This window comes from Brevibacillus sp. MCWH (assembly GCF_013096935.1).
Lineage (GTDB): Bacteria > Bacillota > Bacilli > Brevibacillales > Brevibacillaceae > Brevibacillus > Brevibacillus aydinogluensis.
The window spans coordinates 1-439 of record NZ_SDLF01000172.1 but is presented as its reverse complement, the minus strand read 5'-3'; the positions used below and the strand labels follow the sequence as shown (position 1 = coordinate 439).

At 28.7% G+C, this 439-nt stretch carries 1 protein-coding gene; it reads left to right on the top strand.

The window, feature by feature from the left end; genetic code table 11:
* Positions 1-92: 92 nt before the first annotated feature.
* The coding region (locus ETC00_RS19930; protein ID WP_253264354.1) for a helix-hairpin-helix domain-containing protein at positions 93-439 on the top strand (347 nt) is incomplete at its 3' end.

Sequence of the window (439 nt, the reverse complement as noted above, 5' to 3'; positions counted from 1 at the left end):
AAATAGTAACTCCTACTACTTGTCCGTATTGTGGACAAAAATTAATTAAAGAACCTGTATTGAAATGTGTTAACATTGAATGTGAGTCAAGAATGATCGGTAAGATAATGAACTATGTAACGAAAATGTCAATCCCTAATATTTCAATAGGAATAATAACTAATCTGTATAAGGAGGGGGTATTAAAAAGTATTGAAGACTTATACAGATTGGAGAAACATAAGAAAAGAATATTACTGTTAGAAGGATTCGGAGAGAAATTATTTAATAAAATAATAGATGGAATAAATTCTAGAAAGGAAGTGTTTGATTATCAACTATTAGGGGCTATAGGAATCCCTGAAATAGGAGAAAAGATGTTTAAGAAAATTTTAACAGTTTATAACATAGAAGAGCTAATTAAAATTAGCGAAAATGGTGAAAAAGGTAAGTTGACAAC